This window comes from Klebsiella sp. 4_1_44FAA, from assembly GCF_000238715.1.
GTDB classification, from domain to species: Bacteria; Pseudomonadota; Gammaproteobacteria; order Enterobacterales; family Enterobacteriaceae; genus Klebsiella; species Klebsiella pneumoniae.
This window is the reverse complement of sequence record NZ_JH414803.1, coordinates 235946-258255: the sequence shown is the minus strand read 5'-3', so window position 1 is coordinate 258255 and position 22310 is coordinate 235946. Positions and strand designations below refer to the sequence as shown.

Here is a 22310-nt window from a genome sequence, read left to right as displayed (position 1 = left end):
GGATGAGCAGAATGAGAAACCCATTATCCGTTGCCCTGTTTACGTTAATGCTGTCGCCGCTTGCCGCCTTCGCCCAACAGCAGTTTGCCACGCCGGAACAGGCCGCAGCTGCGCTGGCCGAAGCGATCAGCCAGCCTAATGAAGCCGCGCTGAGCGAAGTACTCGGCGATAACTGGCAGCAGTTTTTACCCACGGACGGGATCGACCCTGCCGCCGTCGATCGCTTTCAACGCGACTGGCAGGTGAAACATGTCATCATCCTGCAGGGTGACAAAGCCTGGCTCGATGTCGGTAGCGAGGCATGGCGTCTGCCCGTGCCTATCGTAAAAACGTCTGAGGGATGGCGCTTTGATATGGCCGCTGGCGAAGAGGAGATCCTCACCCGCGCCATCGGCCGCAATGAGCTGTCGGCGATCGCCGCCATGCATGCCTATGTTGATGCCCAGCAGGACTATTATCATCTGAACCACCGCTGGGCGCAGAAAATCATCAGTAGCGAAGGCAAAAAAGATGGCTTGTACTGGCCAACTTCGCCGGGCGAAGCGCCAAGCCCGCTCGGTCCGGCCTTTAGCCCGACGGTGCCCGGTAGCGGCTACCATGGCTATCGCTTTCGAATTATCGCCGGTCGCGATGACCAGAGCGTCGCCTTGCTGGCCTGGCCGATAGCCTGGGGTGAAACCGGCGTGATGAGCTTTATGATCGATCAACAGGATAGGGTCTATCAGGCCAATCTCGGTGAAGAGAGCGCCGCAAAGGCACAGGAGATAACGCGCTTTACCCCCGACGCTGACGCCGGCTGGCAGGTGGCAGAACCTTAAAAAAACGCCCGGTTGCACTCACGCAACCGGGCGTTTTCATTCACTTAGCCCTGGTGAGGCATCAGAGAAGGATCGCCGGCAAAGGCTGGTTTTGTGCTGGATAATGCCGCTTCGTCAGCGCTGATGCTACCGGAATTCGCCGCCCATACCCCTTCATTGGTCTTCGTCACCTGCTGATGCTGGGCATTCAGATCTTGGCCCATCGCCGCAATGTGGGTCGTTTCCGTACCGCCGCTGTTGTCCGCCCAGGGAATGTTGGCGTCAGCGGCGTAAGCCACACCGGTAAAAAACGTTGCAGCGACCAGCGCTGTGGTTAAAAAGCGTTTCATCTCACACCTCATCGATATCGTTAACTGCCTATAAGTTTACTGAGTGACTATTTTCAAAGTATGTATGAGGTGTAGCGGTTTATGAACAGTGACATAGTTCTAAACATCAGGCATAAAAAAAGCGGCTCCCGGAGCCGCTTATGCTTTTTTCCTGAAAGAAAAAGTTACTTTTTCTTCGCTTTGGCGTTTGGCAGGTCGGTGATGCTGCCTTCGAACACTTCCGCCGCCAGGCCAACGGACTCGTGCAGAGTCGGGTGAGCGTGGATGGTCAGGGCGATGTCTTCAGCGTCACAGCCCATCTCGATAGCCAGGCCGATCTCACCCAGCAGCTCGCCGCCGTTGGTGCCGACAATCGCGCCGCCGATAACACGGTGGGTCTCTTTGTCGAAGATCAGTTTGGTCATACCGTCTGCGCAGTCAGAAGCGATAGCACGGCCGGAAGCAGCCCACGGGAAGGTGGCGGTTTCGTAGCTGATGCCTTTCTCTTTCGCTTCTTTCTCGGTCAGACCGACCCATGCCACTTCTGGTTCAGTGTAGGCGATGGATGGGATCACTTTCGGATCGAAGTAGTGTTTCAGACCGGAGATAACTTCTGCGGCAACGTGGCCTTCATGGACACCTTTGTGCGCCAGCATCGGCTGGCCGACGATATCGCCGATAGCAAAGATGTGCGGCACGTTGGTGCGCATTTGTTTGTCAACGCGGATGAAGCCGCGATCGTCAACTTCCACGCCCGCTTTACCTGCATCGAGGTTTTTACCGTTCGGGACGCGGCCGATAGCGACCAGCACTGCGTCGTAACGCTGCGCTTCCGCCGGTGCTTTTTTACCTTCCATGGAAACGTAAATACCGTCTTCTTTCGCTTCAACGGCAGTCACTTTGGTTTCCAGCATCAGGTTAAATTTCTTGCTGATGCGTTTGGTGAAGACTTTCACCACGTCTTTGTCGGCAGCCGGGATAACCTGGTCGAACATTTCTACCACGTCAATCTCTGAACCCAGCGCATGGTATACGGTACCCATTTCCAGACCGATGATACCGCCGCCCATCACCAGCATGCGTTTCGGTACAGATTTCAGTTCCAGCGCGTCGGTGGAGTCCCATACGCGCGGATCTTCATGCGGGATAAACGGCAGCTGAATCGGACGGGAACCCGCCGCGATGATGGCGTTGTCGAAGTTGATCACGGTTTTGCCGTTTTCGCCTTCCACTTCCAGGGTGTTAGCGCCGGTAAATTTACCCAGACCGTTAACCACCTTCACTTTACGACCTTTGGCCATGCCAGCCAGACCACCGGTCAGCTGAGTGATGACTTTTTCTTTCCAGGTGCGGATCTTGTCAATGTCAGTTTTCGGTTCGCCGAAAACGATGCCGTGTTCGGCCAGCGCTTTCGCTTCTTCGATAACTTTTGCCACGTGCAGCAGCGCTTTAGAAGGGATACAACCCACGTTCAGACAAACACCACCGAGGGTGCTGTAACGTTCTACGATGACGGTTTCCAGACCTAAATCAGCGCAACGGAAGGCTGCAGAGTAACCTGCGGGGCCTGCCCCAAGTACCACGACCTGAGTTTTGATTTCAGTACTCATCATGACCTCTGTAATTTATATCCGGCGGGTCTGACGCTATTATTCTTACGCCCAAGTCCACCGGGACGTTCTATCCGCGTGTATTTTACAAAATTGTTAACAATTTTTAAACAACAAACGGCAAACGATTTTGTCCTTTGTTGCTGATAATCCCCAACAGCCTGAGGTTATCAGAAAAAAGCCGGCCGTCAGGCCGGCTTTTTCGATTACATCACCAGGCGGCGAATGTCGCTCAGGGTGTTGTTAATGATGGTAATGAAGCGGGCACCATCAGCACCGTCGATGACGCGGTGGTCGAAGGACAGAGAGATCGGCAGCATCAGGCGCGGCACAAACTCTTTACCATTCCATACCGGCTCCATCGCGGACTTAGACACGCCGAGGATGGCCACTTCCGGCGCGTTAACAATCGGCGCGAAGTGGGTGGTACCCAGGCCGCCGATGCTGGAGATGGTGAAGCAACCGCCCTGCATTTCGCCAGCCGTCAGTTTGCCATCGCGCGCTTTCTTCGAGATGGTGGTCAATTCACGAGACAGCTCGGTGATGCTCTTCTTGTTCACGTCTTTGAAGACCGGAACCACCAGACCGTTCGGGGTATCCACCGCCACACCGATGTTGATGTATTTCTTCAACGTCAGGCGCTGACCATCTTCGGAGAGCGAGCTGTTGAAGCGCGGCATCTGCTCAAGCGCAGCGGCAACCGCTTTCATGATGAAGACCACTGGAGTGAATTTCACGTCCAGTTTACGCTTCTCAGCTTCGGCATTCTGCTGCTTGCGGAACGCTTCCAGATCGGTGATATCGGTTTTGTCGAAGTGGGTAACGTGTGGGATCATCACCCAGTTACGGCTCAGGTTGGCGCCAGAGATTTTCTGGATACGACCCAGCTCCACTTCTTCGACTTCGCCAAACTTGCTGAAGTCAACCTTCGGCCACGGCAGCATGCCCGGGATACCGCCGCCAGCGGCAGCCGCCGGTGCGGATTCAGCGCGTTTAACCGCGTCTTTCACGTAAGCCTGAACGTCTTCGCGCAGGATACGACCTTTACGGCCGGTGCCTTTCACTTTCGCCAGGTTAACACCGAACTCGCGCGCCAGGCGGCGAATCAGCGGGGTCGCGTGAACGTAGGCATCGTTTTCAGCGAATTCGCTTTTACCTTCTGCTTTCGCAGCCGGCGCAGCGGCAGGCTTAGCGGCCTGAGCCGGGGCAGCAGCTGGTGCCGGGGCAGCAGCCTGAGCCGGAGCGGCGGCAGGCGCAGCGCCTTCCACTTCGAAGACCATAATCAGGGAACCGGTTTTGACTTTATCGCCGGTGCTGATTTTGATCTCTTTAACGGTACCCGCGAACGGCGCCGGAACTTCCATAGAGGCTTTGTCGCCCTCTACGGTGATCAGGGACTGTTCCGCCGCGACTTTATCGCCGACTTTAACCATCACTTCGGTGACTTCAACTTCGTCGCCGCCGATGTCCGGGACGTTAACATCTTTCACGCCTGCTGCGGCAGCCGGAGCCGCAGCAGCCGGCGCGGCAGCCTGTGCCGGAGCGGCTGCAGGCGCAGCGCCCGCCACTTCGAAGATCATAATCAGGGAGCCGGTGGAAACTTTATCGCCGGTATTGATTTTGATCTCTTTGACGGTACCGGCGAACGGCGCCGGAACTTCCATAGAGGCTTTATCGCCTTCTACGGTGATCAGGGATTGCTCAGCGGCGATGGTGTCGCCCACTTTAACCATGATCTCAGTGACTTCGACTTCATCGCCGCCGATATCCGGGACGTGAACTTCTTTCGCTGCCGCGGCAGCCGCTGGAGCAGCGGCGGCCGGAGCGGCTTCTTTCTTCTCTTCCTGCGCAGGTGCAGCGGCGGCTGCACCTTCGGCGGAATCGAAAATCATAATCAGTTTGCCAGTCTCGGTTTTGTCGCCGACGGAGACTTTAATCTCTTTCACGACGCCAGCCTGCGGAGACGGGACTTCCATAGAGGCTTTGTCGCCTTCTACGGTGATCAGCGACTGTTCAGCTTCTACTTTGTCGCCAACTTTGACCAGGATCTCGGTGATTTCAACTTCATCAGCCCCGATGTCCGGTACTTTGATTTCGATAGCCATTATTCTTTTACCTCTTACGCCAGACGCGGGTTAACTTTTTCTGCATCGATGTCGAATTTCGCGATAGCGTCAGCCACCACTTTCTTATCGATTTCACCACGTTTAGCCAGTTCGCCCAGCGCTGCTACGACCACATAGGAAGCATCGACTTCGAAGTGGTGACGCAGGTTTTCACGGCTGTCGGAACGACCGAAGCCATCGGTACCCAGTACGCGGTAATCATCAGCCGGTACGTAAGTACGAACCTGCTCAGCGAACAGTTTCATATAGTCAGTGGATGCCACTGCCGGAGCGTCGTTCATTACCTGAGCGATATACGGCACGCGCGGGGTTTCCAGCGGGTGCAGCATGTTCCAGCGTTCGCAATCCTGGCCATCACGCGCCAGTTCGGTGAAGGAGGTAACGCTATACACGTCGGAACCCACGCCGTAGTCTTTCGCCAGGATCTGCGCTGCTTCACGCACGTGACGCAGGATAGAACCGGAGCCCAGCAGCTGAACTTTACCTTTGCTACCTTCGATGGTTTCGAGTTTGTAGATACCTTTACGGATACCTTCCTCGGCGCCTTCCGGCATGGCCGGCATGTGGTAGTTTTCGTTCAGCGTAGTGATGTAGTAGTAAACGTTCTCTTGCGCTTCGCCGTACATACGGACCAGACCATCATGCATGATGACAGCCACTTCATAGGCGTACGCCGGGTCGTAAGAGATACAGTTCGGGATAGTCAGCGACTGAATGTGGCTGTGACCATCTTCGTGCTGCAGACCTTCGCCGTTCAGGGTAGTACGACCGGAAGTCCCGCCAATCAGGAAGCCGCGAGCCTGCTGATCGCCAGCCGCCCAGCACAGATCGCCGATACGCTGGAAGCCGAACATCGAGTAGTAGATGTAGAACGGGATCATCGGCAGGTTGTTGGTGCTGTAAGAGGTCGCAGCAGCCAGCCAGGATGCGCCTGCGCCCAGCTCGTTGATCCCTTCCTGCAGAATCTGGCCTTTCTCGTCTTCTTTGTAGTAAGCAACCTGCTCACGGTCCTGCGGGGTATACTGCTGGCCGTTCGGGCTGTAAATACCGATCTGACGGAACAGACCTTCCATACCGAAGGTACGCGCTTCGTCGGCGATGATCGGCACCAGACGATCTTTGATCGACTTATTCTTCAGCATCACGTTAAGGGCGCGAACGAAAGCGATAGTGGTAGAGATTTCTTTGTTTTGCTCTTCCAGCAGCGCGCTGAAGTCGGCCAGGGTCGGCAGCTCGAGTTTCTCAGTGAACTTCGGCTGACGAGTCGGCAGATAGCCGTTCAGCTTCTGACGCTGAGCGTGCAGGTAAGTGTGCTCTTCGGAACCTTCCGGGAAGGTTACGTACGGCAGTTTTTCGAGATCGGCATCCGCCACCGGCACATTGAAACGATCGCGGACGTAGCGAACACCGTCCATGTTCATTTTCTTAACCTGGTGCGCGATGTTCTTACCTTCAGCGGTATCGCCCATACCATAACCTTTAATGGTATGCGCCAGGATCACGGTCGGCTGACCTTTGGTCTCCTGCGCTTTCTTCAATGCAGCGTAGACTTTCTTCGGATCGTGACCACCGCGGTTCAGAGCCCAGATCTGCTCGTCAGTCCAGTCAGCGACCAGGGCAGCGGTTTCCGGATATTTGCCGAAGAAGTGCTCACGAACGTAAGCGCCGTCTTTGGATTTGAAGGTCTGGTAGTCGCCGTCAACGGTTTCGTTCATCAGCTGAATCAGCTTACCGCTGGTGTCTTTACGCAGCAGCTCATCCCAACGGCCGCCCCAGATAACCTTGATAACGTTCCAGCCAGCACCACCGAAGATGCCTTCCAGTTCGTTAATGATTTTGCCGTTACCGGTGACCGGGCCGTCCAGACGCTGCAGGTTGCAGTTGATGACGAAGACCAGGTTGTCCAGTTTTTCACGGGTGGCGATGGTGATAGCGCCTTTTGATTCCGGCTCATCCATCTCGCCGTCGCCCAGGAAGGCGTAAACGGTTTGTTCGGAGGTGTCTTTCAGACCGCGGTGTTCCAGATATTTCAGGAATTTGGCCTGATAGATAGCGCCCAACGGCCCCAGACCCATGGATACGGTCGGGAACTGCCAGAATTCCGGCATCAGTTTCGGGTGCGGATAAGAGGACAGCCCCTTGCCGTGAACTTCCTGGCGGAAGTTGTCCATCTGCTCTTCGGTCAGACGGCCTTCCAGGAACGCACGTGCATATACGCCCGGAGAGATGTGACCCTGGAAGTACACCAGATCGCCGCCATCTTTCTCAGTGCGCGCACGGAAGAAGTGGTTGAAGCAGACTTCGTAGAAGGTCGCGGAAGACTGATAGGACGCCATGTGGCCGCCCAGTTCGAGATCTTTTTTCGACGCGCGCAGAACGGTCATGATGGCGTTCCAGCGAATCGCAGAACGAATGCGACGTTCCAGATCCAGATTGCCCGGGTATTCCGGCTCATCTTCAACGGCAATAGTGTTGACGTAGTTGCCGGCGGAAGCGCCTGCAGCAACCTTCACTCCGCCTTTACGGGCTTCAGAAAGGAGTTGGTCAATCAGATACTGAGCGCGCTCAACACCTTCTTCACGGATGACCGATTCGATCGCCTGTAGCCAGTCGCGAGTTTCGATCGGATCCACGTCATTGTGTAAACGTTCTGACATGGGGGTATTCCTTATCTATCTAATCGTTGATTAATCTGGAACCTGTCCCATTGAACTCTTCGTTCTTCACGCTGGAACAACCAAAAATTCAATAAGACAGGTTCTGCGTTTAGTTGCCGCGCTCTAAAAATGGCGCTTAAGAACCAGAGTTCTCGTCCTTTCGTTGCTGTAAACGACGCAGTGAGCGCTCTCGACGGCTCTGCTCACGACTACGATCCAGCAAAATTTCCTCAATGAACGCCAGGTGACGGTGCGACGCTTCACGCGCCTGCTCCGGCTCCCCGGCCATTATCGCCTCGAAAATGCGAGTGCGATGGTTGCTGACCAACGGGAGCATTTCCCGCCGGGCATACAGCAATTCAAAGTTCTGACGCACGTTTTGCGCCAACATCGGCTCCATACACCTTAGCAGATGAAGCAACACCACATTGTGTGCCGCCTCGGTGACGGCGATTTGATACTGGACGACGGCGCCGGACTCAGCGTCCAAATCGCCCGACTGCTGAGCGCGTTCAATAGCCTGATGCAGCTCACGGATACGGTCGCGATCCTCATCATTGCTGCGCAGCGCCGCGTAATAGGCCGCGATGCCTTCCAGCGCGTGACGGGTCTCAAGCAGATCGAATTGGGATTCAGGGTGATCGGACAGCAGCTCAACCAGCGGATCGCTGAAGCTCTGCCACAGGCGGCTCTGAACAAACGTTCCACCTCCCTGACGACGAAGCAACAAGCCCTTGGCTTCGAGGCGTTGAATCGCCTCACGCAGCGAGGGGCGGGAAACGTCGAACTGTTTAGCCAGTTCGCGTTCTGGCGGGAGTTTTTCACCGGGGCGCAAGGTCCCCTCAAGAATCAGAAACTCCAGCTGCTGCTCTATCACATCGGATAATTTTGGTTGGCGGATTTTGCTGTAGGCCATATTCCCTGTCTCTGCCATTAGCCCGGAGTCAATTGGTCTTACCAATTTAAAGTTCGTAGCGCTAAAGTAACAAAGTATTCACCTTCTGTCCATACAGGTTTTGATTGAAATCAGTAAACCCGGGACATTTTAACAACCTTACAGAAATAACATTTCAGAAATGTAACCTTGCACAAATGTTACTTTTACTCACAAAGAGGTAGCCTTAACTTAATAGAAACGAAAAATTACGCTTTCTGAACCGATTCAACGCTGCAATAAATGAATACAAAGTCATTTATATTGAATAAATAATGACAAAGCAGCATGCATCAAAATACGACAGATTGTGACTATTGATGTCTTTTTAGACACATCGTCATCATCCCTTCATAAAGCAGGTGCATTCAAACGCGCTTACCACTATTCTGCCGGAGACGAAAGGCCTTTTTTCGGAATTACCACACAGCCTTCCGTAAACAAAACAATACAGAAACGGAAGTTCCTGAATACACAAACACAACAATATGTGCGCGCCATCACTCAGGTAAAAAGTGGGCCACTTCGCCCAAATTTTCGCTAGCTATGCTTTCAGGCAGGGACAGCAGTGAAGCAGCAACCTGACGGATGACGTACACAAAAAATAACCACACACGAGGTTTCATATGGAAGGTCAACAGCACGGCGATCGGCTGAAGCGCGGCCTGAAAAACCGTCACATTCAGCTCATCGCGCTGGGCGGGGCTATCGGCACCGGCCTGTTTCTGGGGAGCGCGTCCGTCATTCAGTCCGCCGGCCCGGGTATCATTCTTGGTTACGCTATCGCCGGTTTTATCGCTTTCCTGATCATGCGTCAGCTGGGCGAAATGGTGGTGGAAGAGCCGGTGGCCGGCTCATTTAGCCACTTTGCTTACAAATACTGGGGCGGTTTTGCCGGCTTCGCCTCCGGCTGGAACTACTGGGTACTGTATGTCCTGGTGGCCATGGCGGAACTGACCGCCGTTGGCAAATATATCCAGTTCTGGTGGCCGGAAATCCCTACCTGGGCCTCGGCGGCGGTCTTCTTCATCGCCATCAACGCCATTAACCTGACCAATGTCAAAGTGTTCGGTGAAATGGAATTCTGGTTCGCGATTATCAAAGTGGTCGCCGTAGTGGCGATGATTTTGTTCGGCGGCTGGCTGCTGTTCAGCGGCAACGGCGGCCCGCAGGCGACGGTACGTAACCTGTGGGACCAGGGGGGCTTCCTGCCGCACGGCTTTTACGGGCTGGTGATGATGATGGCGATCATCATGTTCTCCTTTGGCGGCCTGGAGCTGGTGGGGATCACCGCCGCGGAAGCGGATAATCCGGAGCAAAGCATTCCTAAAGCCACCAATCAGGTTATTTACCGTATTCTGATCTTCTATGTTGGTTCGCTGGCGGTGCTGCTCTCCCTGCTGCCGTGGACCCGCGTCACCGCGGACACCAGTCCGTTCGTCCTGATCTTCCATGAACTTGGCGATACGCTGGTGGCAAATGCTCTGAACGTGGTGGTGCTGACGGCAGCGCTGTCGGTTTATAACAGCTGCGTGTACTGCAACAGCCGTATGCTGTTCGGCCTTGCTCAGCAGGGCAACGCGCCAAAAGCGCTGCTCAGCGTCGACAAACGCGGCGTGCCGGTGAATACCATTCTCGTCTCGGCCCTGGTCACTGCGCTGTGCGTGCTGATCAACTACCTGGCGCCTGAATCTGCTTTCGGTCTGCTGATGGCGCTGGTGGTCTCGGCCCTGGTCATCAACTGGGCGATGATCAGCCTCGCGCATATGAAATTCCGTCGTGCCAAAAAGCAGCAGGGCGTGGTCACGCGTTTTCCGGCCCTCTTCTATCCGCTGGGCAACTGGCTGTGCCTGCTGTTTATGGCGGCGGTGCTGGTGATTATGCTGATGACCCCGGGGATGGCGATTTCCGTCTGGCTGATCCCGGTATGGATTGCGGTGCTGGGCGTGGGCTACCTGTTTAAAGAGAAAGCCGCCGCCACCATAAAAGCACAATAATACATCTCATCAATACTTCACTTTGCTCTGCGCCCTCCCCTGAATAATGGGCGCAGAGCATTGTTATCTGCTTCACACTTTCCCCTCCATAGCTTATTTATCCATATCGTCAACGAGTTCCTGCAACGTATTTCTGCCAACCGCAGCCAATAATTCTCTCCATACTGCAACGGAGAGACCGCACATGGCAGAGAACACGCTTTCAATAAGAGAAAAGATTGGTTACGGGATGGGTGATGCCGGATGCAATATTATCTTTGGCGCCATCATGCTGTTTGTGAACTATTTTTACACTGATATATTCGGACTGGCGCCGGCGCTGGTCGGCGTACTTCTGCTCTCGGTGCGAGTCATCGATGCGGTAACCGACCCTATCATGGGCGCTCTTGCCGACCGCACCCGTAGTAAATATGGTCGCTTTCGTCCATGGCTGCTGTGGATCGCCTTCCCCTACGCCCTGTTCAGCGTCCTGATGTTCACCACTCCTGAGTGGACCTACAATAGCAAAGTCATCTATGCGTTTGTGACCTACTTTCTGCTGTCGATTACCTATACCGCGATTAATATTCCCTACTGCTCGCTGGGAACGGTGATGACCGCCGATCCGAAAGAGCGTGTTGCCTGCCAGTCTTATCGTTTCGTCATGGTGGGTATCGCCACGCTCCTGCTGTCATTGACGCTGCTGCCAATGGCCGACTGGTTCGGCGGCGCCGATAAAGCGAAGGGCTACCAGATGGCGATGACCGTGCTGGCCTTTATCGGTATGTGTATGTTCCTGTTCTGCTTCGCCACCGTGCGCGAACGTATCCGCCCGGCGGTGCAGACGAATGACGAACTGAAAAAAGATCTGAAAGACGTCTGGAAAAATGACCAGTGGGTGCGCATCCTGCTGCTCACGCTGTGCAACGTCTGTCCGGGCTTTATCCGCATGGCCGCCACCATGTACTACGTCACCTGGGTGATGGGACAAAGCACCCATTTTGCCACCCTGTTTATCAGCCTCGGCGTAGTTGGGATGATGATTGGCAGCATGCTGGCGAAAGTCCTGACCGACCGCTGGTGCAAACTGCAGGTTTTCTTCTGGACCAATATCGTGCTGGCCGTGTTCTCCTGCGCCTTCTATTTCTTTAATCCACACGCCACCACGCTGATTATGGTGCTCTACTTCCTGCTCAACATTCTGCATCAAATCCCTTCCCCGCTACACTGGTCGCTAATGTCCGACGTTGATGACTACGGCGAATGGAAAACCGGCAAGCGCATCACCGGTATCAGCTTCTCCGGTAATCTGTTCTTCCTCAAGGTCGGCCTGGCGGTCGCCGGGGCAATGGTCGGTTTCCTGCTGTCATGGTACGGCTACGACGCCGGCGCGAAAGCGCAAAGCGCCTCCGCGCTGAACGGTATCGTGCTGCTATTCTCAGTCATTCCCGGCGTCGGCTATCTGATCACCGCCGGCGTGGTGCGCCTGCTGAAGGTTGACCGTACCCTGATGCGCCAGATTCAGAGCGATCTGGAGAAGCGCCGCAGCAACTACAGCGAGCTGAACGAATACCAGGAACTGAAAACCAGTGAACACGTAAGGAAAGCCTGATGAACAACTGGCCAAACCCCTTTATTGAACAGCGTGCAGACCCCTTTATCCTGCGCCATCTTAGCCACTACTACTTTATTGCCTCGGTGCCGGAATACGACCGGCTGGAGATCCGGCGCGCGGTAACCCTTGAAGGATTACGCGATGCTGAGCCGGTCGTGGTTTGGCGCGCGCCGCAAAGCGGGCCGATGAGCCAGCTGATTTGGGCGCCGGAGCTGCATGAAATAGACGGTAAGTGGTATATCTATTTTGCCGCCACCCATACTCACGATCTGGATGCGCTGGGGATGTTCCAGCATCGCATGTTCGTTCTCGAGTGCGCTGACAGCGATCCGCTGACCGGCCGCTGGCAGGAAAAAGGCCAGGTGGTCACGCCTTTCGATACCTTCGCCCTCGATGCCACCACTTTTACCCATCAGGGGAAACGCTGGTATCTGTGGGCGCAAAAATCCCCGCATATCGAAGGCAACTCAAACCTGTATCTCGCCGAAATGGCTAACCCGTGGACGTTAAAAGGCGAGCCGGTCATGCTGAGCAAGCCGGAGTTCGACTGGGAGTGCCGGGGATTTAAGGTCAACGAAGGGCCTGCGGTACTGATGCATGGCGATAAGCTATTTATCAGCTATTCCGCCAGCGCCACCGATGAAAACTACTGCATGGGGTTGTTATGGATCGACCGGCAGGCCGATCCGCTGCAGCCGGCAAACTGGCATAAAGCTCCGCAGCCGGTGTTCCGCACCAGCTATGAAAACCGCCAGTATGGCCCAGGTCATAATAGTTTTACCCAAACGCCGGAAGGGGAAGATGTGCTGGTGTATCACGCGCGGAATTACACTGAGATAGAAGGCGACCCGCTGTATGATCCCAATCGCCATACGCGGTTAAAGCTGGTCAGCTGGCGGGAAGACGGGATGCCCGACTTCGGTATTCCACCGGCGGATACGCTGTAGCGGTTCGGAATGTTACCCGCTGGCGCGGGTTCTCCAGGCCGGGTCAGGCGAAGCCGCCACCCGGCAACATGACCAGCACGGCGTCTGATATATCGCCCGGCGGCGCTGTTGCTTGCCGGGCCTACGTGACGTGAGCCTGCGGGTGACTCGCCAGGCCGGATAAGCGCAGCGCCATCAGGCAACAAAAGCCCCGCAGGTACGTACATCGTGGCAGGCAGCGCGCGGGCTCAGGCCGTTAAACCAGGGTACCGTAAATCGTCAGCAGCGCCATAATCACCACTACCACCAGCGAAGTCTTCTTAGCCATCGATACCGCAGCCTTCGGCGTCGCTACTTTATCCACGTGCGGCTCACGGGCCAGGGAATACTGCGCCAGGCGGGTCAACACCTGATACTGCGACGAATGGCGGTCGCCCAGCGAAGCAAACCACGCCGGGAGCGCTTTTTCACCATGGCCCACCAGGGCATAGACCACCCCCACCAGACGCACCGGCAGCCAGTCCACAATATGCAGGATACCATCGATCCCGGACTGCAACCGGTGGTGCGGCGTCTGGTAGCGCGCCAGCCATGTCTGCCAGGCGCGCAGTACGCTGTAGGCGATAAGCGTCAGCGGGCCCCAGGCGCCCCCCACGACAAACCAGAAAAGCGGCGCCAGATAGTATCGATAGTTAATCCACAGCAGCGCATTTTGCAGTTCGCTAAGGTACTCACGCTCATCACAGCCCGGCGGCACGCCGTGAATAAGCGTCAGCTCGCTGGCCATGGCATCGCAGGCGCGACTGTCATTGCGCGACGCCGCTTTCAGATAGGCATGGTAGTGCAGCCGAACTTTGCCGGCGCCAATGCATAGCAGGCCCAGTAAAATCCAGAACACCAGCAGCGGTATGTTAAACAGCTGCCCCTGCAGCAGACGCTGAATGATATACACGACCGCGACAGCCACCAGCGTCATCAGCAGCGTGCCCGGTAACGAGAAATGTTTTATCCGGCGAAACGCCACCTCCAGCCGATGATCAAGCTGCCAGTGTTCGCCCAGCTTAAACAGCCGTTCGGCGATAAGCACCAACAGCGTCGTAAACAGCGTCATGAGGTCTCCTTTTCTGACGGGGCGCTGAGCAGCGCACGGTATTTTATCCAGTCAAAGGCCGGTCCTGGATCGGTTTTCCGCACGGGCGCGATATCGCTGTGGCCCGCAATGTTTTCGGCGATAGCCGGATAAAGCGCGATCAGCAGATCCGTCACCGCCGCCAGCTGCCGGTACTGCGCGTCGGTATACGCCAGAGTATCGGTGCCTTCCAGCTCTATGCCGATGGAAAAGTCATTGCAGCGTTCGCGTCCCTGATAACAGGAGACGCCCGCATGCCACGCCCGCTTATCGAAAGGCACATACTGCACGATTTCGCCATCACGGCGAATCAGACAATGCGCCGAAACGCGCAGATGAGCAATCTCGGCAAAGAAAGGATGCGCGTGCGGATCCAGGGTACCAGTGAACAGCGCATCAATCCACGGACCACCAAATTCCCCCGGTGGCAGGCTAATGTTATGCACCACCAGTAAGGAAGGGGTCTCTTCATCCGGACGGCAGTCATGGTGCGGCGAGGGAACCCGACGCGCGCCGACCAACCACCCCTCGTTCAACTGCATGCGGGATCTCCTTTCGCGAACTCATGCTTCCGGGCCACACGCCGGCCCAAAGGATGAAGTGTGTATGGTACTGAAACGTCGTTCAGGTTAGCATGTTTCCCACTTCTGAATCTTATCTATCTGGAGCTTTATCATGTCGCCTCGTCGTTACAACCCCGACCGCCGCCGTGACGTGCTGCTGGAACGTATTAATCTCGATATTACCGATGCTGTCGCACACTCCCTGCGGGAAGATCTGGGCGGCGAAGTCGACGCCAACAACGATATTAGCGCGCAATTATTGCCGCAGGATGCACGCTCCCATGCGGTGGTCATTACTCGTGAAGATGGCGTCTTCTGTGGCAAACGCTGGGTGGAAGAGGTTTTTATTCAGCTCGCCGGTGACGACGTGAATATCACCTGGCACGTGGCCGACGGCGATGCGGTCAAAGCCGACCAGCCGCTGTTCGAATTGGAAGGCCCGTCGCGTATTCTACTCACCGGCGAACGCACGGCGCTGAACTTTGTGCAAACCCTCTCCGGCGTCGCCAGCGTCGTCCGTCGCTATGTCGACCTGCTCGCCGGCACCAAAACCCAACTGCTGGATACGCGCAAAACGCTGCCAGGGCTGCGTACCGCGCTGAAATACGCGGTACTCTGCGGCGGCGGCGCCAACCATCGACTGGGCCTGTTCGACGCGTTCCTGATTAAAGAAAACCACATTATCGCCTCCGGATCGATCCGTCAGGCAGTGGAAAAGGCGTTCTGGCTGCATCCTGATGTGCCGGTGGAAGTGGAAGTGGAAACCCTGGATGAACTGGAGCAGGCGTTAAAAGCCGGGGCCGATATCATTATGCTCGATAACTTCACCACCGACCTGATGCGCGAGGCGGTGAAAATTACCGCAGGCCAGGCGGCGCTGGAGGTCTCCGGCAACGTTACCTTTGACACCATCCGCGAATTCGCCGATACCGGCGTCGACTATATTTCCGTCGGCGCCCTGACCAAACATGTGCAGGCGCTCGACCTGTCGATGCGCTTCCGCTGAGCAACAGGCCTTCACGCTTCCGGGCGTGAAGGCCTGAATTTGCGGCCCGCCTCGCAGTCGCCCGTGCTCACCATGAAATCCAGATAAAAACCCTGGAACCCGCTTTCCCGGATCGTTTTCGCCCCCTCGCCTGCGCCCCTCAATCCCTTCACAGTGCTCCTGTCACAACAAGGAGCGACTTATGGATAAACAACGAGGTTTTACCCTGATTGAACTGATGGTGGTTATCGGAATCATCGCCATTCTTAGCGCCATCGGCATCCCGGCCTACCAGAACTACCTGCGTAAAGCCGCCATCACCGACCTGCTGCAGACCTTTGTCCCTTACCGGACAGCCATCGAACTTTGTGCGCTCGATCATGGCGGCCTAACGCCATGCGACGGCGGCAGCAACGGCATTCCCTCGCCGACAACCACGCGCTACCTCTCCGCCATGAGCGTGGCCAAAGGGGTCGTCACCCTTACCGGTCAGGAGAGTCTGAACGGACTGGGGGTCACCCTGACGCCGACCTGGGACAATGCCGAGGGCGTCACCGGCTGGCAGCGCGTCTGCACCATCACCGGCAATAGCGCGCTTCAGCAGGCCTGCGAAGACGTTTTCCGGGTGAAGTGAGGGCGAATGCATGAAAACAGAACAGCTGATCCCCCTCTGCCGTCGCTACCACGCCATGCTGCTGCATAGCGATGAACAGACAATCTCTATTGCGGTGGTTAATACCCCGCCGGCGGAGTTGATGGAGGCGCTACGCTTCGCGACGCAAAAGCGGATCGACATTGAATGCTGGAGCCAGGAGCAGATGGATAAGCGTCTGCAGGCCCAGGAAAAGCAGGCGCAACTGGCGCAGAACGACGGGCCGGAAAATATCGCCGAACGGGTCAACCAGATCCTCGAACAGGCCCTGCGTCAGCGGGCGTCTGATATTCATATCGAGCCCACGGAAACGCACTTACGCATCCGCCTGCGGGTCGATGGCGTCCTACACGCCCTACCGTTGCTGGCTCCCGAACTGGCCGCACCGGTTATCGCGCGACTCAAGGTCCTGGCCAGTCTCGATATCGCCGAGCACCGTTTACCGCAGGATGGCCAGTTCGCGCTGAATCTTGCGGGACGACCGCTCTCTTTTCGCATCGCCACTCTGCCCTGCCGCTATGGCGAAAAGATTGTCCTGCGCCTTCTGCATCAGGTTGACCAGGCGCTGGATCTGGAAGCACTCGGACTCTCATCCTCCCAGCTGGCGGCCTTTCGCCAGGCGCTGAACCAGCCGCAGGGTCTGCTGCTGGTCACCGGCCCAACCGGAAGCGGGAAAACGGTGACCCTCTACAGCGCCCTGCAGGCCAGAAACCGTGAGCAAGTGAATATCTGTAGCGTGGAGGATCCACTGGAGATCCCCATCGCCGGGATGAACCAGACGCAAATCAATCCCCGCGCCGGACTCACTTTTCACAGTGTGCTGCGCGCCCTGTTACGCCAGGATCCGAATATTGTCATGGTGGGCGAGATCCGCGATGCCGAGACCGCTGAAATCGCGCTCAAAGCCGCCCAGACCGGTCATCTGGTGCTCTCCACCCTGCACACCAATTCCACCAGCGAAACCCTGACCCGCCTGCAGCAAATGGGCATCGCCCGCTGGATGATTTCCTCTGCGCTCTCGCTGGTCATCGCCCAGCGTCTGGTCCGCAAGCTGTGTCCCCACTGTCGGCGTAATGCCGGCAGCGCCGCCGACCTGCCGCACAGCCTGTGGCCCCGCCCGCTGCCACGCTGGCAGGCAGCGGGCTGCGAACATTGTTACCACGGATATTACGGCCGGCTGGCGCTGTTCGAAGTGCTGCCTGTTACCCCCGGGCTACGCCAGGGGATAGTCCAGGGACTTAACGCCATTGAGATTGAATCTCTGGCGCGAGCCGCAGGGATGATGACGCTTTTTGAAAGCGGCTGTCAGGCTATCGAACAGGGATTGACCAGCCTCGAAGAGGTGGTGCGGGTGCTGGGGATCCCCCATGGCGACTAAGCGTCTCTGGCGCTGGCGCGGTATTGATGTGCAGGGCGCCCCTTGTCAGGGGATGCTATGGCAAACCAAGCGTCTGGAGGTCCTGCAGCACCTTCAACAGCAGCGAGTTATACCGCTGGCCGTACGCCGCTGTGCGGTGAAGCAGAGCCTCTGGCACCCGCGCTACAGTTGCGAAACGATCCGCCAGCTGGCGACCCTGCTGCAGGCCGGCCTGCCGCTGGCGGAAGGGTTATCGCTGCTGGCGCAGCAGCAGTCGCATGCCCAGTGGCAGGCGCTGCTTGAGGCGCTGGGCCGCGAGCTGGCCCAGGGCGTGGCGTTCTCTGCCGCGCTGGCGCAGTGGCCCCAGGCTTTTCCGCCACTATATCTGGCGATGATTAGCACCGGCGAACTGACGGGCAAGCTCGATATCTGCTGCCTGCAGTTGGCGAATCAGCAGCAGGAGCAGCAGCGGCTCGCCAGCAAAGTTAAAAAGCGCTGCGCTACCCGCTGATCGTGCTCTCTCTGGCGCTGTTGGTGGTGCTGGGGATGCTCTATTTTGTCCTGCCCGAGTTCACCGCCATCTACCAGACGTTCAGTACGCCGTTACCGCTGTTGACGCGGATGGTCGTTGCGGCAGGCGACATGCTAAGTCGCGGCTGGCCGCTGCTGCTGGCCTTGCTGCTGAGCCCGCTGCTGCTCAACCAGCTGATCCGGCGGCGCAGCGACTGGTTGCTGCGCCGCCAGCGGTTGCTTAACGCGCTTCCTCTCATTGGCTCCCTGATCGGCGGACAACAGCTGAGCCTGATCTTCACCATCCTGGCGTTAACCCAAAGCGCCGGTATTAGCTTTCTGCAGGGGCTGCAAAGCGTTGAAGAGTCCCTGTCGTGCCCGCTATGGCGCCAGCGTCTGGCGCAGGCCCGCGCGCTGATCGTTCAGGGGGAGCCGATTTGGCAGGCGTTAAGCCGCTGCGGCGGTTTTACACCGCTGTGCCTGCAGCTCATCCGCACGGGGGAAAGCGCGGGAGCGCTGGATCAGATGCTGGAAAACCTGGCGCATCACCATCGCCAGCAAACCTATCAGCGAGCCGATAGTCTGGCTGCGCATCTTGAACCCATGATGCTGGTGATAACCGGCTCGCTGGTCGGGATTCTGGTGGTGGCAATGTATTTGCCCGTTTTTCACCTGGGCGATGCCATTGGCGGGGCGGGAGGATGAGAAACACTGGCGCCGCGCAGGCGCCAGTGCAGCCGATTACAGGCTATTGAATACCCGGTTCTCTTGTTCCTGAACGCGGATAAAGGTCGTACGCTTGGTCAGCTCTTTCAGACGCGAGGCGCCAACGTAGGTGCAGGCAGAACGCAGGCCGCCGAGAATATCACGTGCGGTATTCTCCACCGGTCCACGCAAAGGCAGCTTAACGGTTTTGCCTTCCGCCGCGCGGTATTTCGCGACACCGCCCACATGGCGGGTCATTGCCGACTCGGAGCTCATGCCGTAGAACAGCATGAATTTCTCTCCGTTCTCTTCAACGATGGTTCCGCCGCTCTCTTCATGGCCCGCCAGCATGCCGCCAAGCATCACGAAATCAGCGCCGCCGCCGATGGCTTTCGCCACATCGCCCGGCATGGTGCAACCGCCGTCGCTGATGATCTGGCCGCCAAGGCCGTGCGCCGCATCGGCACACTCAATCACGGCGGAGAGCTGCGGATAGCCGACCCCGGTCTTAACGCGGGTGGTGCAGACGGATCCCGGGCCGATGCCAACTTTGACGATATCTGCGCCGGAGAGGATCAGCTCTTCGCACATTTCACCGGTGACCACGTTCCCGGCGATGATAGTTTTTTGCGGCCAGGCTTCGCGCGCCTTCGCCACGAACTGTACAAAGTGCTCGGAGTAGCCGTTGGCGACGTCGATACACACAAAATTCAGCTGTGGGTTCTGAGAGAGGATCTGCTGGGTTTTTTCGAAATCCGCATCGGACGTGCCGGTGGAAACCATCACATGCTTGAGTACGTCTGCGGATGCGCCCTGGGTAAACGCCAGCCATTCTTCAGCGGTGTAGTGCTTATGTACCGCGGTCAGAATACCAAAAGTGGCCAGCGCTTTAGCCATGCTGAAGGTGCCGACGGTATCCATGTTAGCCGCAATAATCGGCACGCCGGACCAGGTCAGGCCTGAATGTTTAAAGGTGAATTCACGTTCCAGCTCAACATCAGAACGGCTTTTGAGGGTAGAGCGTTTCGGGCGGATAAGAACGTCTTTGAAACCAAGCTTCAGATCTTCTTCAATACGCATGTGCGAATTCCTGGGGTTAATGGCATGAATGTGAGAGCACAACTCCAGTGACGTTATCATACGCGCGAATCAGGCCCGCGCAAGACTGCGATTTTCACTTTTTTTACGCTACAATCGTATAAATTTACCTGGTGAATGGAGAAAAAGGCGCCTATGCCTTCCCCTGCCGGAGTATTGTTTTTAACCATTTGATTTGCTTGATTAAAACAAACAGTATAGCGGACGGCGATCCCGGTTGGCGCGGGGCCCTCACGACATGCTCACTGTCGCCTCCCCGGCGCGCTGCCAGTCATCGCTGTCTGCCTGCAAAAAATACGAGCAATCCGTTTCAGGGTCAGAAGATATGGGGTACACAGTCGCGTTAACAGGCGGGATCGGCAGCGGTAAAAGTACGGTCGCCGACGCCTTCGCGCAGCTTGGGGTTAAGGTTATCGATGCCGATGTTATCGCCCGTCAGGTGGTCGAGCCCGGTACCCCGGCGCTCCAGGCCATTGTCGGCCACTTTGGACCACAGATGATTGCCCCCGACGGCACGCTGAACCGCCGCCTGCTGCGGGAAAAAATTTTTGCTCACGTGGAGGAAAAAGCCTGGCTCAATGCGCTGTTGCACCCGCTGATTCAGCAGGAAACGCGCCGCCAGATGCAGGCCGCCACCTCCCCTTATCTCCTCTGGGTCGTACCTTTGCTGGTCGAAAACCGCCTGTCCGGCCAGGCCGATCGCGTACTGGTCGTCGATGTGCCGAAAGAGACGCAAATCGAACGCACCATGCTGCGCGATAAGGTCAGCCGCGAACATGCTGAACATATTCTTGCCGCCCAGGCCACGCGCCAGCAGCGCCTGGCCGTCGCGGACGATGTTATTGAAAACACTGGCACGCCGGATGCAGTGGCATCGGATGTTGCCCGCCTGCACGAAAAGTATTTAACGCTGGCATCGCAGGCCGCCTCACAGGAAAACTCGTAATGCATACCCCCGTTCTGTTTGAACATCCTCTTAATGAGAAAATGCGCACCTGGCTGCGCATCGAATTTCTGATCCAGCAGATGGCTTTCCGTCCGCAGATTGCCAGCCATGCCGATGCGCTCCATTTTTTCCGTAACGCCGGCGATCTGCTGGATGTCCTGGAGCGCGGCGAGGTGCGCACTGACCTGGTTAAAGAGCTGGAACGCCAGCAGCGTAAGCTCCAGTCATGGGCAGAAGTGCCGGGCGTCGATCAGGAGCGCATTAACGAGCTGCGCCACCAGTTGAAGCAGTCCTCCAGCACCCTGATGGCCGCGCCGCGCATTGGTCAGTTTCTGCGTGAAGATCGCCTGATTGCGCTGGTGCGTCAGCGCCTGAGTATTCCTGGCGGCTGCTGCAGCTTCGATTTACCGACCCTGCATATCTGGCTCCATATGCCACAGGCGCATCGCGATGAGCAGGTGGCCAGCTGGCTTGCCAGCCTCGATCCGCTGGTCCAGTCCCTGAGCCTGATCCTCGATCTTATCCGCAACTCCGCGCTGTTCCGCAAACAGACCAGCCTCAACGGCTTTTATCAGGATAATGGCGAAGATGCCGATCTGCTGCGCCTGCGTCTCGATCTGGCTCACCAGCTTTATCCGCAAATTTCCGGCCATAAGAGCCGTTTCGCCATCCGTTTCCTGGCGCTGGACAGTGAATATGGGATCGTGCCGGAGCGCTTTGATTTTGAACTGGCCTGCTGTTAAGGAGATAACATGTCAGAAGAGACTATCGTCAACTGCCCGACCTGCGGCAAAACTGTGGTGTGGGGCGAGCAGAGTCCGTTTCGTCCGTTCTGTAGCAAGCGCTGCCAACTGATCGATCTGGGAGAATGGGCTGCGGAAGAGAAGCGCATCCCCAGCGCGGGGGATCTCTCCGATAGCGATGACTGGAGCGAGCAGCAACCCTGATTTGATGGCAAGCTAACCCGGCGCCTGGCGGGTTAGCCTCGCGACCCGGGGCTCAGCCCTGGGCGATAAGTTTGCTGATAACCGGTTCATTCGCCGGAGGAAACGCCGCCGGATCCAACGTTGGTCCCGCCATCCACCGACCCGGCTGCCCTTCTTTACCCCACGGCTCGCCTTGCCAACTTTCCACGAGGAAAAACCACAGCGTAATATGGCGATCGGGGAACTGATACTCCAGCTTATCAAAGAGCGAAGAGGTGGTGACCGTAATCCCAACTTCCTCCTGCAGTTCGCGGATTAGCGCCTGCTCAGGCGTCTCATCAGATTCAATCTTCCCGCCCGGGAACTCCAGCTTATTCGCCATATGGGCATCGGCGGCGCGCTGGGTAATAAAGATTTCGCCTTGCGGATTGCGAATTATCCCGACGGCGATTTGCAGTTTTTTCATTGA

Annotated in this window: 19 protein-coding genes and 1 pseudogene; 11 read left to right on the top strand and 9 right to left on the bottom strand. The window is 56.8% G+C overall.

Going from position 1 to position 22310, the window contains the following annotated elements:
• Positions 1-11: 11 nt before the first annotated feature.
• Positions 12-818: a DUF2950 family protein gene (locus HMPREF1024_RS07135; RefSeq protein ID WP_009309253.1), complete on the top strand. Its 807-nt coding sequence runs from the start codon at positions 12-14 to the stop codon at positions 816-818.
• A gap of 44 nt (positions 819-862) precedes the next feature.
• Here the strand turns inward: HMPREF1024_RS07135 and HMPREF1024_RS07140 are convergent, their stop codons facing one another.
• From HMPREF1024_RS07140 to pdhR, 5 genes are all read right to left on the bottom strand, one after another.
• Positions 863-1147, bottom strand: a complete 285-nt coding sequence (locus tag HMPREF1024_RS07140) for a hypothetical protein (protein WP_004177403.1) — start codon at positions 1145-1147, stop codon at positions 863-865.
• A 164-nt stretch (positions 1148-1311) separates the two neighbouring features.
• Positions 1312-2736, bottom strand: a complete 1425-nt coding sequence (gene lpdA, locus HMPREF1024_RS07145; protein ID WP_002888731.1) for a dihydrolipoyl dehydrogenase — start codon at positions 2734-2736, stop codon at positions 1312-1314.
• Between the two features lie 206 nt (positions 2737-2942).
• Positions 2943-4841 carry a pyruvate dehydrogenase complex dihydrolipoyllysine-residue acetyltransferase gene (gene aceF / locus HMPREF1024_RS07150; RefSeq protein WP_004147092.1) on the bottom strand — a complete coding sequence of 633 codons (1899 nt, stop codon included), beginning with the start codon at positions 4839-4841 and terminating at the stop codon, positions 2943-2945.
• 14 nt (positions 4842-4855) lie between these two features.
• Positions 4856-7519 carry a pyruvate dehydrogenase (acetyl-transferring), homodimeric type gene (gene aceE, locus HMPREF1024_RS07155; protein WP_002888700.1) on the bottom strand — a complete coding sequence of 888 codons (2664 nt, stop codon included), beginning with the start codon at positions 7517-7519 and terminating at the stop codon, positions 4856-4858.
• Between the two features lie 136 nt (positions 7520-7655).
• Entirely contained in the window at positions 7656-8435 is a 780-nt protein-coding gene (pdhR, locus tag HMPREF1024_RS07160; RefSeq protein ID WP_002888699.1) for a pyruvate dehydrogenase complex transcriptional repressor PdhR, read from the bottom strand.
• Positions 8436-9079: 644 nt separating this feature from the next.
• Between pdhR and aroP the strand changes: the two genes are divergently transcribed.
• From aroP to HMPREF1024_RS07175, 3 genes are all read left to right on the top strand, one after another.
• A complete protein-coding gene (gene aroP / locus HMPREF1024_RS07165) occupies positions 9080-10450 on the top strand; it encodes an aromatic amino acid transporter AroP (RefSeq protein WP_004147090.1) in 1371 nt (456 codons plus the stop codon).
• A 184-nt stretch (positions 10451-10634) separates the two neighbouring features.
• Positions 10635-12041, top strand: coding sequence for a glycoside-pentoside-hexuronide (GPH):cation symporter (locus HMPREF1024_RS07170; RefSeq protein WP_004145929.1), 1407 nt, complete (start codon positions 10635-10637; stop codon positions 12039-12041).
• Positions 12041-12991, top strand: coding sequence for a family 43 glycosylhydrolase (locus tag HMPREF1024_RS07175; protein WP_004177405.1), 951 nt, complete (start codon positions 12041-12043; stop codon positions 12989-12991). Before HMPREF1024_RS07170 ends, HMPREF1024_RS07175 begins: the two co-directional genes overlap by 1 nt.
• 235 nt (positions 12992-13226) lie before the next feature.
• Here HMPREF1024_RS07175 and ampE read toward each other — a convergent pair whose 3' ends face one another.
• The gene (ampE, locus tag HMPREF1024_RS07180; RefSeq protein WP_004177406.1) at positions 13227-14081 is read right to left on the bottom strand and encodes a beta-lactamase regulator AmpE; all 855 of its coding nucleotides are present in this window, start codon (positions 14079-14081) and stop codon (positions 13227-13229) included.
• Positions 14078-14641 carry a 1,6-anhydro-N-acetylmuramyl-L-alanine amidase AmpD gene (ampD, locus tag HMPREF1024_RS07185; protein ID WP_002888692.1) on the bottom strand — a complete coding sequence of 188 codons (564 nt, stop codon included), beginning with the start codon at positions 14639-14641 and terminating at the stop codon, positions 14078-14080. The genes ampE and ampD overlap by 4 nt, the downstream gene beginning before the upstream one ends.
• A gap of 133 nt (positions 14642-14774) precedes the next feature.
• Here ampD and nadC point away from each other — a divergent pair, with 133 nt between their 5' ends.
• From nadC to hofC, 4 genes and pseudogenes are all read left to right on the top strand, one after another.
• Positions 14775-15668 carry a carboxylating nicotinate-nucleotide diphosphorylase gene (nadC, locus tag HMPREF1024_RS07190; RefSeq protein ID WP_002888684.1) on the top strand — a complete coding sequence of 298 codons (894 nt, stop codon included), beginning with the start codon at positions 14775-14777 and terminating at the stop codon, positions 15666-15668.
• Between the two features lie 181 nt (positions 15669-15849).
• On the top strand, positions 15850-16281 hold the full coding sequence (ppdD, locus tag HMPREF1024_RS07195) for a prepilin peptidase-dependent pilin (protein ID WP_009309252.1): 432 nt from the start codon (positions 15850-15852) through the stop codon (positions 16279-16281).
• A 10-nt stretch (positions 16282-16291) separates the two neighbouring features.
• Entirely contained in the window at positions 16292-17677 is a 1386-nt protein-coding gene (gene gspE / locus HMPREF1024_RS07200; protein WP_009309251.1) for a type II secretion system protein GspE, read from the top strand.
• Positions 17667-18871: pseudogene (hofC, locus tag HMPREF1024_RS0127120) on the top strand (protein transport protein HofC). Before gspE ends, hofC begins: the two are co-directional and overlap by 11 nt.
• Positions 18872-18907: 36 nt before the next feature.
• Here hofC and HMPREF1024_RS07205 read toward each other — a convergent pair.
• Positions 18908-19951 carry a GMP reductase gene (locus HMPREF1024_RS07205; protein WP_009309248.1) on the bottom strand — a complete coding sequence of 348 codons (1044 nt, stop codon included), beginning with the start codon at positions 19949-19951 and terminating at the stop codon, positions 18908-18910.
• 343 nt (positions 19952-20294) lie between these two features.
• Here HMPREF1024_RS07205 and coaE point away from each other — a divergent pair, with 343 nt between their 5' ends.
• From coaE to yacG, 3 genes are read left to right on the top strand one after another with little or no spacing between them, the layout of a single operon-like run.
• Positions 20295-20915 (top strand): dephospho-CoA kinase, encoded by a 621-nt coding sequence (gene coaE, locus HMPREF1024_RS07210; protein WP_002888649.1) that lies wholly within the window; start codon positions 20295-20297, stop codon positions 20913-20915.
• Positions 20915-21658 (top strand): cell division protein ZapD, encoded by a 744-nt coding sequence (gene zapD / locus HMPREF1024_RS07215; RefSeq protein ID WP_004178596.1) that lies wholly within the window; start codon positions 20915-20917, stop codon positions 21656-21658. Before coaE ends, zapD begins: the two co-directional genes overlap by 1 nt.
• Before the next feature lie 9 nt (positions 21659-21667).
• Complete coding sequence (gene yacG, locus HMPREF1024_RS07220) at positions 21668-21862, top strand: DNA gyrase inhibitor YacG (RefSeq protein ID WP_002888644.1); 195 nt, start codon at positions 21668-21670, stop codon at positions 21860-21862.
• A 52-nt stretch (positions 21863-21914) separates the two neighbouring features.
• Here yacG and mutT read toward each other — a convergent pair whose 3' ends face one another.
• A complete protein-coding gene (gene mutT, locus HMPREF1024_RS07225; RefSeq protein WP_004145942.1) occupies positions 21915-22307 on the bottom strand; it encodes an 8-oxo-dGTP diphosphatase MutT in 393 nt (130 codons plus the stop codon).
• Positions 22308-22310 lie beyond the last annotated feature (3 nt).

Bases quoted from the DNA above. Each gene is read 5' to 3' on its own strand.
- ppdD (WP_009309252.1), top strand. From the start codon at position 15,850: ATGGATAAACAACGAGGTTTTACCCTGATTGAACTGATGGTGGTTATC.
- nadC (WP_002888684.1), top strand. From the start codon at position 14,775: ATGTCGCCTCGTCGTTACAACCCCGACCGCCGCCGTGACGTGCTGCTG.
- lpdA (WP_002888731.1), bottom strand. From the start codon at position 2,736: ATGAGTACTGAAATCAAAACTCAGGTCGTGGTACTTGGGGCAGGCCCC.
- zapD (WP_004178596.1), top strand. From the start codon at position 20,915: ATGCATACCCCCGTTCTGTTTGAACATCCTCTTAATGAGAAAATGCGC.
- HMPREF1024_RS07135 (WP_009309253.1), top strand. From the start codon at position 12: ATGAGAAACCCATTATCCGTTGCCCTGTTTACGTTAATGCTGTCGCCG.
- coaE (WP_002888649.1), top strand. From the start codon at position 20,295: ATGGGGTACACAGTCGCGTTAACAGGCGGGATCGGCAGCGGTAAAAGT.
- yacG (WP_002888644.1), top strand. From the start codon at position 21,668: ATGTCAGAAGAGACTATCGTCAACTGCCCGACCTGCGGCAAAACTGTG.
- aceE (WP_002888700.1), bottom strand. From the start codon at position 7,519: ATGTCAGAACGTTTACACAATGACGTGGATCCGATCGAAACTCGCGAC.
- gspE (WP_009309251.1), top strand. From the start codon at position 16,292: ATGAAAACAGAACAGCTGATCCCCCTCTGCCGTCGCTACCACGCCATG.
- HMPREF1024_RS07170 (WP_004145929.1), top strand. From the start codon at position 10,635: ATGGCAGAGAACACGCTTTCAATAAGAGAAAAGATTGGTTACGGGATG.
- HMPREF1024_RS07175 (WP_004177405.1), top strand. From the start codon at position 12,041: ATGAACAACTGGCCAAACCCCTTTATTGAACAGCGTGCAGACCCCTTT.
- mutT (WP_004145942.1), bottom strand. From the start codon at position 22,307: ATGAAAAAACTGCAAATCGCCGTCGGGATAATTCGCAATCCGCAAGGC.
- HMPREF1024_RS07140 (WP_004177403.1), bottom strand. From the start codon at position 1,147: ATGAAACGCTTTTTAACCACAGCGCTGGTCGCTGCAACGTTTTTTACC.
- aceF (WP_004147092.1), bottom strand. From the start codon at position 4,841: ATGGCTATCGAAATCAAAGTACCGGACATCGGGGCTGATGAAGTTGAA.
- aroP (WP_004147090.1), top strand. From the start codon at position 9,080: ATGGAAGGTCAACAGCACGGCGATCGGCTGAAGCGCGGCCTGAAAAAC.
- HMPREF1024_RS07205 (WP_009309248.1), bottom strand. From the start codon at position 19,951: ATGCGTATTGAAGAAGATCTGAAGCTTGGTTTCAAAGACGTTCTTATC.
- pdhR (WP_002888699.1), bottom strand. From the start codon at position 8,435: ATGGCCTACAGCAAAATCCGCCAACCAAAATTATCCGATGTGATAGAG.
- ampD (WP_002888692.1), bottom strand. From the start codon at position 14,641: ATGCAGTTGAACGAGGGGTGGTTGGTCGGCGCGCGTCGGGTTCCCTCG.
- ampE (WP_004177406.1), bottom strand. From the start codon at position 14,081: ATGACGCTGTTTACGACGCTGTTGGTGCTTATCGCCGAACGGCTGTTT.